Raw genomic sequence first — 6,283 nt, forward strand, 5'->3', positions numbered from 1 at the left:
GGTCCGGCCACCCGGCACGCGGGCTCCGGGGGCGCTTCCGCGGTCCGCGGACCCCGCCCCCGACCGGGCGATAGGCTGCGGCCCATGCAGGCGACCGCGTACACGTACGACTCCGAGACCCGCAGCGGCAGTGTGCTGCTCGACGACGGCACCCCGGTGGACTTCGGCTCCGCCGCGTTCGACGCGGGCGGCCTGCGGCTGCTCCGCCCGGGCCAGCGGGTGCGGATCGAGGGCTCGGGCGAGGGCGCCTCGCTCCGGATCGACCTGGTGACCCTGCAGACCTTCTGAGCGGGGCCCGTTCGGCCACGGCGGTCCGCCGGCCACCGCCCGGCCCGGACAGCCCGCGGGCCGGGCTCCCCGAGGGGAACCCGGCCCGGCGCGTCGTGCGAGAGCGAGCGGGTGCTCGGTCTCACTTCTTGCGAGCGGTGGCCTTCTTGGCCGTGGTGGTGCGCGCCGTGGTCTTCTTGGCGGGCGCCTTCTTGGCCGTGGCCTTCTTGGCCGGGGCCGTCTTCTTCGCGACGGCGGCGGTCTTCTTCGCCGGCGTGGCCGCCTTCTTCGCGGCCGCCGTGGTCTTCTTCGCCGCTGCGGCGGTGGTCGCCTTCTTGGCGGGCGTGGCGGTGGTCTTCTTCGCCGCGGTCGTGGCGGCGGCGGTGGTCTTCCGCGCCGTCGCGGCCTTGCGGGCGGTGGCCTTCTTGGCCGCGGCCTTGGTGGTCGTACGGGTGGAAGCACCGCCCGAGAGGCTGCCCTTGGGGGCCTTCTTGACGGCCACGTCGTTCTTCGGGAGCTTCTTGGAGCCGCTCACCAGGTCCTTGAAGCCCTGACCCGCGCGGAAGCGGGGCACCGAGGTCTTCTTGACCCGGACGCGCTCGCCGGTCTGCGGGTTGCGGGCGTACCGCGCCGGGCGGTCGACCTTCTCGAACGAACCGAAACCGGTGACCGAGACACGGTCTCCGGCCACGACGGCGCGGACGATCGCGTCCAGTACCGCGTCCACCGCGTCCGCGGCCTGCTGGCGGCCGCCGACCTTCTCGGCGATCGCTTCTACGAGCTGTGCCTTGTTCACGTCTTCCCCTTCGGAGACATTGCCTGAACGAAAGTGTTCAAGCGTTTTCGCACGTTAGGCAGATATATACCGCAAATCAAACACGAAACGGGCTAATCACCCTAGTGCCGCAACGAAGTCGACTGATGCGGACTTCCGCGGAGTCAGTCACCTTCGGGGAATCGGCCCTCATCGAGGTCCTTCATCAACCGGTCCAGGCGCCTTGCCGCGCCTGAGAGATCGTGCTTCGCCGTGGCCGTGACGGCCAACAGCTTCCGGGACAGCGTCATCCGTACGCCCTCCGGGACTTGCAGTGCGCGCACCCTTCCGTGCGCTTCCTTCAATTGGTCGGCGACTTGGCCATAGAGCTTGAGTTGGTTGTCGCCTTCCATGCACCGATTGTGCCATCTGAGGCGAGTTGTCGCCCGACGGGGTCTCAACAAGCGACTGCGCCCCCTACCCGAAGGCAGGGGGCGCAGTCTGGAAAAGCGCTGCTCAGACCTCAATTGTACGCGGCTTGAAGGTCGGCCTTGCCACCTCATATGCCGCGATGTCCGCTTCGTTCTGAAGGGTGAGGCTGATGTCGTCCAGCCCGTTCAGCAGACGCCACCGGGCGTTCTCGTCGAGCTCGAAGCCGGCCTCGATGCCCTGGGCCCGGACCTGGCGCGCCTCCAGGTCGACGGTGACCTCGGCCGTGGGGTCGGCCTCGGTCAGCTCCCACAGCGCGTCCACGACCTCCTGGTCGAGAACCACGGTCAACAGGCCGTTCTTCAGCGAGTTGCCGCGGAAGATGTCCGCGAAGCGGGCCGAGATCACGGTCTTGAAGCCGTAGTTCTGCAGGGCCCAGACGGCGTGCTCGCGGGAGGAGCCGGTGCCGAAGTCGGGGCCGGCCACCAGGACCGAGGCGCCGTGCCGCTCGGGGCGGTTGAGGACGAAGTTCTCGTCCTTGCGCCAGGCTTCGAACAGGCCGTCCTCGAACCCGTCGCGGGTGACCTTCTTCAGCCAGTGCGCGGGGATGATCTGGTCGGTGTCGACGTTGCTGCGGCGCAGCGGGACGGCCCGGCCGGTGTGCGTGGTGAAAGCTTCCATGGTTCTCAGACTCCGGCAGGGGTGCGGTCGTCGGACAGGTCGGCGGGCGAGGCCAGGTGGCCGAGCACCGCGGTGGCGGCGGCGACCTGCGGGGAGACCAGGTGCGTCCGGCCGCCCTTGCCCTGCCGGCCCTCGAAGTTGCGGTTCGAGGTGGACGCGGAGCGCTCACCCGGCGCCAGCTGGTCCGGGTTCATGCCGAGGCACATCGAGCAGCCCGCGTGACGCCATTCGGCACCGGCGGCGGTGAAGACCTTGTCCAGGCCCTCGGAGACCGCCTGGAGGGCGACCCGGACCGAGCCGGGGACGACCAGCATCCGTACGCCGTCGGCGACTTTGCGGCCCTCCAGGATCGCTGCGGCGTTGCGCAGGTCCTCGATACGGCCGTTGGTGCAGGAACCGACGAAGACGGTGTCCACGCCGATGTCGCGGAGCGGCTGCCCGGCGGTCAACCCCATGTACTCCAGGGCCTTTTCGGCGGCGAGGCGCTCCGAAGCGTCCTCGTACGAAGCGGGGTCGGGGACGTTGGCGGAGAGCGGAGCGCCCTGGCCCGGGTTGGTGCCCCAGGTGACGAACGGGGCGAGCGCTGCGGCCTCGATGACCACCTCGGCGTCGAAGACGGCGTCGTCGTCGCTGCGCAGGGTCTTCCAGTACGCGACGGCGGCGTCCCAGTCCTCGCCCTTGGGGGCGTGGGCACGGCCTTCGAGGTAGGCGAAGGTGGTCTCGTCCGGGGCGATCATGCCCGCGCGGGCGCCGGCCTCGATCGACATGTTGCAGATGGTCATGCGCGCTTCCATCGAGAGCTTCTCGATGGCGGAGCCGCGGTACTCGAGGATGTAGCCCTGGCCGCCGCCGGTGCCGATCCGGGCGATGACCGCCAGGATGAGGTCCTTGGCCGTGACGTCCTCGGGGAGGTCGCCGTCGATGGTGATGGCCATCGTCTTCGGGCGGGCCAGCGGCAGCGTCTGGGTGGCCAGCACGTGCTCGACCTGGCTGGTGCCGATGCCGAACGCCAGTCCGCCGAAGGCGCCGTGGGTGGAGGTGTGTGAGTCACCGCAGACGACGGTCATGCCCGGCTGGGTGAGGCCCAGCTGGGGGCCGACGACGTGCACGACACCCTGCTCGACGTCGCCGAGCGGGTGCAGGCGGACGCCGAACTCCGCGCAGTTCTTGCGCAGGGTCTCCAGCTGGGCGCGGGACACCGGGTCGGCGATCGGCTTGTCGATGTCGAGGGTCGGGGTGTTGTGATCCTCGGTGGCGATGGTGAGGTCGAGGCGCCGCACCGGGCGTCCGGCCTGCCGCAGGCCGTCGAAGGCCTGCGGGCTGGTCACCTCGTGCAGCAGGTGCAGATCGATGTAGAGGAGGTCGGGCTCGCCCTCTGCGCGCCGGACGACGTGGTCGTCCCAGACCTTCTCCGCGAGTGTCCTACCCATCGCTTTCCCTCCGACCGGCGCCTTCGCCGGCCCAACTAGAGATTCGGTGCGCCACCGTCCCGGTCCCGTGCGGGACGGCTCCCCCGATCGGGGCGGCGGCTGCGGGCCGTTGTACGGCCGCCGGTACAGGTTCGCAACTTCCGGGGAAAATTGAACTTGCGTTTCACAGAGTGAGACGCGAATATCGTCGTATGGACAACTCTAGCGGCGTCGGCGTTCTCGACAAGGCTGCACTCGTACTGAGCGCTCTGGAGTCCGGTCCGGCCACCCTCGCCGGGCTGGTCGCGGCGACCGGTCTCGCTCGCCCCACGGCCCACCGACTGGCCGTGGCACTCGAACACCACCGCCTGGTGGCCCGGGACATGCAGGGCCGGTTCATCCTCGGCCCGCGGCTCGCCGAGCTTGCCGCGGCGGCCGGCGAGGACCGCCTCCTGGCGACGGCCGGACCCGTGCTCACCCACCTCCGCGACATCACGGGCGAGAGCGCGCAGCTCTACCGCCGCCAGGGCGACATGCGCATCTGTGTCGCCGCGGCCGAGCGGCTCTCCGGGCTCAGGGACACCGTGCCGGTCGGCTCCACGCTCACCATGAAGGCGGGCTCCTCCGCGCAGATCCTGATGGCCTGGGAGGAGCCCGAGCGCCTCCACCGGGGCCTGCAGGGCGCCCGGTTCACGGCTACGGCCCTTTCAGGGGTACGCCGCAGGGGCTGGGCACAGTCGATCGGCGAGCGCGAGCCGGGCGTCGCGTCGGTCTCGGCGCCGGTGCGCGGGCCGTCGAACCGGGTGGTGGCGGCCGTCTCCATCTCCGGCCCTATCGAGCGGCTGACCCGGCACCCGGGCCGGATGCACGCGCAGGCGGTCATCGACTCGGCCGCGCGGCTCAGCGAGGCCCTGCGCCGCGGCTGATCGCCTCCGACGACGGTTCCCCGTACGTGCCCCCGCCTCTTCTCCCACCGTTCCCGCTACCGCCCTTGCTCGCGTTACCGCTCCTGTTCGCACTGGCCGCCCCAACGTCGTGGCGGCCTTTTCCATGCCCCGGCACCCCCCTGGGCGCGCTGCCGGACACGCTCGCGCGGGACCGAACGGCCTTGCGCGGGAGGGGAGATGGCGGGACGGGAAGTGAGGTGCGGCACCGTGGTCGGCGGACGGCCGCGACACCCCCGGCCTGGGCGCACGAAAAAGGCCCTCCACCGAAGTGAAGGGCCTTTCTCTACTGCTGAATTGTACCCCCGACCGGATTCGAACCGGCGCTACTGCCGTGAGAGGGCAGCGTGCTAGGCCGCTACACAACGGGGGCTTGTTACATGAAGTCCAGGGGACTTCGGGACTTGCGCTGGGCTACCAGGACTCGAACCTAGAATGACGGTACCAGAAACCGTAGTGTTGCCAATTACACCATAGCCCATGGTGTGGTACGTACCCCCGACCGGATTCGAACCGGCGCTACTGCCGTGAGAGGGCAGCGTGCTAGGCCGCTACACAACGGGGGCCCTAGCGATCCTGCATCAAGAACATCGGGTGCGACCCGGTTTGTTCCCGCGGGAAGGATCTGTACCCCCGACCGGATTCGAACCGGCGCTACTGCCGTGAGAGGGCAGCGTGCTAGGCCGCTACACAACGGGGGCTTGTTACATGAAGTCCAGGGGACTTCGGGACTTGCGCTGGGCTACCAGGACTCGAACCTAGAATGACGGTACCAGAAACCGTAGTGTTGCCAATTACACCATAGCCCACTGAAACGCAACCCCTGAGGGCCTTGTCTCTGTCTGCGCTTCCCGGCCGGATCTTTCGACCCGCTCGGGCGGCGCAGAAAGAACATTACCCGAAGGTGTCCGGCGCTCCAAAACGGGTATCGCCGGACAGCAGCGCGGGCAGCTGGTGGAGGCCCGTGATCCGCACGAGATCGGCTCTGCCGCCGCGCTCCCCGCGGTCCAGCCAGATCCCCGTCAGCCCTGCCGCGACCGCGCCGGCGGCGTCGGTGTCGGGCTCGTCCCCGACGTACGCGACCTCGTGCGGGTCCAGTGCGAGCGCCTCGCAAGCGGCGTGGAAGGCGGCGGGATCGGGCTTGGAGACGCCCAGCTCCACGGCGCACAGCAGCGTCTCGAACCGGTGCCGCACGCCCAGCGTCGTCAGCTTGCGGTGCTGCTCGACGGCGCCGGCGTTGGACAGGGCACCGTGGCGGTAGCCGCCCAGCAGGTCGAGTACCGGAACCACGTCCGGGAAGAGGCTCCAGGCGTCCTCGTAGTGGACCCTGTGCCGCCGGAACCACGCGTCGGCCTCCGCGTCCGCCAGATCCAGCGCCAGGAACTGGCGCACCCGGTCCCTGCGATGGCCCTCGTAGTCCGTCTCCCCCGCGGCGAACCGCGCCCAGTGCTGTCCGGCGATCGCCCGCCAGTCGTCCAGCGCCTCGTCGGGCGTGGCGTAACCGCCGGGCAGCCCCTCCAGCTCCAGCAGCCGTGCCATCGCCTGCCGGTCGGCGCCGGAGTAGTCGAAGAGCGTGTCGTCGATGTCCCAGAGCACGGCGCGTATCGGCATACCGGCCACGCTACCGGCCCCTCTCCCCCGCGGCTCCTCTTCGACCGGCCGCGGGTGCGCCGGGAGACGCCCGAGGGGCGGACCGCCGGGGTTCCCCCTCCACGCACCAGCCGTACGTGGGAGTTTCGGCCTTCGCCCACAAGGCCGGGCTGCACGCCTCCGCGATCAAGGTCGACCCCGACCTCTAC

Annotated in this window: 7 protein-coding genes and 5 tRNA genes; 2 read left to right on the top strand and 10 right to left on the bottom strand. The window is 70.0% G+C overall.

Features of this window, described 5'->3' with window-relative positions; translation table 11 throughout:
• Positions 1 to 84: 84 nt before the first annotated feature.
• Complete coding sequence (locus ACWD3D_RS32025) at positions 85 to 288, top strand: hypothetical protein (RefSeq protein WP_328719200.1); 204 nt, start codon at positions 85 to 87, stop codon at positions 286 to 288.
• 121 nt (positions 289 to 409) lie between these two features.
• Here the strand turns inward: ACWD3D_RS32025 and ACWD3D_RS32030 are convergent, their stop codons facing one another.
• The 4 genes from ACWD3D_RS32030 to leuC form a co-directional block, all read right to left on the bottom strand.
• Positions 410 to 1,063 (bottom strand): HU family DNA-binding protein, encoded by a 654-nt coding sequence (locus tag ACWD3D_RS32030; RefSeq protein ID WP_451464243.1) that lies wholly within the window; start codon positions 1,061 to 1,063, stop codon positions 410 to 412.
• 143 nt (positions 1,064 to 1,206) lie between these two features.
• Positions 1,207 to 1,434, bottom strand: coding sequence for an SCO5555 family protein (locus tag ACWD3D_RS32035; RefSeq protein WP_451464244.1), 228 nt, complete (start codon positions 1,432 to 1,434; stop codon positions 1,207 to 1,209).
• Positions 1,435 to 1,537: 103 nt separating this feature from the next.
• A complete protein-coding gene (leuD, locus tag ACWD3D_RS32040; protein WP_451464245.1) occupies positions 1,538 to 2,131 on the bottom strand; it encodes a 3-isopropylmalate dehydratase small subunit in 594 nt (197 codons plus the stop codon).
• A 5-nt stretch (positions 2,132 to 2,136) separates the two neighbouring features.
• A complete protein-coding gene (leuC, locus tag ACWD3D_RS32045; protein WP_451464246.1) occupies positions 2,137 to 3,561 on the bottom strand; it encodes a 3-isopropylmalate dehydratase large subunit in 1,425 nt (474 codons plus the stop codon).
• Positions 3,562 to 3,752: 191 nt separating this feature from the next.
• Between leuC and ndgR the strand changes: the two genes are divergently transcribed.
• A complete protein-coding gene (gene ndgR / locus ACWD3D_RS32050; RefSeq protein ID WP_275491887.1) occupies positions 3,753 to 4,466 on the top strand; it encodes an IclR family transcriptional regulator NdgR in 714 nt (237 codons plus the stop codon).
• 318 nt (positions 4,467 to 4,784) lie between these two features.
• Here ndgR and ACWD3D_RS32055 read toward each other — a convergent pair.
• From ACWD3D_RS32055 to ACWD3D_RS32080, 6 genes are all read right to left on the bottom strand, one after another.
• Positions 4,785 to 4,857, bottom strand: a tRNA-Glu gene (locus ACWD3D_RS32055).
• A 36-nt stretch (positions 4,858 to 4,893) separates the two neighbouring features.
• Positions 4,894 to 4,965: transfer RNA gene (locus ACWD3D_RS32060), tRNA-Gln, on the bottom strand.
• Between the two features lie 12 nt (positions 4,966 to 4,977).
• Positions 4,978 to 5,050: transfer RNA gene (locus ACWD3D_RS32065), tRNA-Glu, on the bottom strand.
• 62 nt (positions 5,051 to 5,112) lie between these two features.
• Positions 5,113 to 5,185, bottom strand: a tRNA-Glu gene (locus ACWD3D_RS32070).
• 36 nt (positions 5,186 to 5,221) lie between these two features.
• Positions 5,222 to 5,293, bottom strand: a tRNA-Gln gene (locus tag ACWD3D_RS32075).
• A gap of 85 nt (positions 5,294 to 5,378) precedes the next feature.
• On the bottom strand, positions 5,379 to 6,095 hold the full coding sequence (locus tag ACWD3D_RS32080) for an HAD family hydrolase (RefSeq protein ID WP_451464247.1): 717 nt from the start codon (positions 6,093 to 6,095) through the stop codon (positions 5,379 to 5,381).
• Positions 6,096 to 6,283 lie beyond the last annotated feature (188 nt).

Source organism: Streptomyces sp. NPDC002690 (genome assembly GCF_053592415.1).

Coding starts and splice junctions, on each gene's coding strand:
- ACWD3D_RS32025 (WP_328719200.1), top strand. CDS start 85: ATGCAGGCGACCGCGTACACGTACGACTCCGAGACCCGCAGCGGCAGT.
- ACWD3D_RS32035 (WP_451464244.1), bottom strand. CDS start 1,434: ATGGAAGGCGACAACCAACTCAAGCTCTATGGCCAAGTCGCCGACCAA.
- leuD (WP_451464245.1), bottom strand. CDS start 2,131: ATGGAAGCTTTCACCACGCACACCGGCCGGGCCGTCCCGCTGCGCCGC.
- leuC (WP_451464246.1), bottom strand. CDS start 3,561: ATGGGTAGGACACTCGCGGAGAAGGTCTGGGACGACCACGTCGTCCGG.
- ndgR (WP_275491887.1), top strand. CDS start 3,753: ATGGACAACTCTAGCGGCGTCGGCGTTCTCGACAAGGCTGCACTCGTA.
- ACWD3D_RS32080 (WP_451464247.1), bottom strand. CDS start 6,095: ATGCCGATACGCGCCGTGCTCTGGGACATCGACGACACGCTCTTCGAC.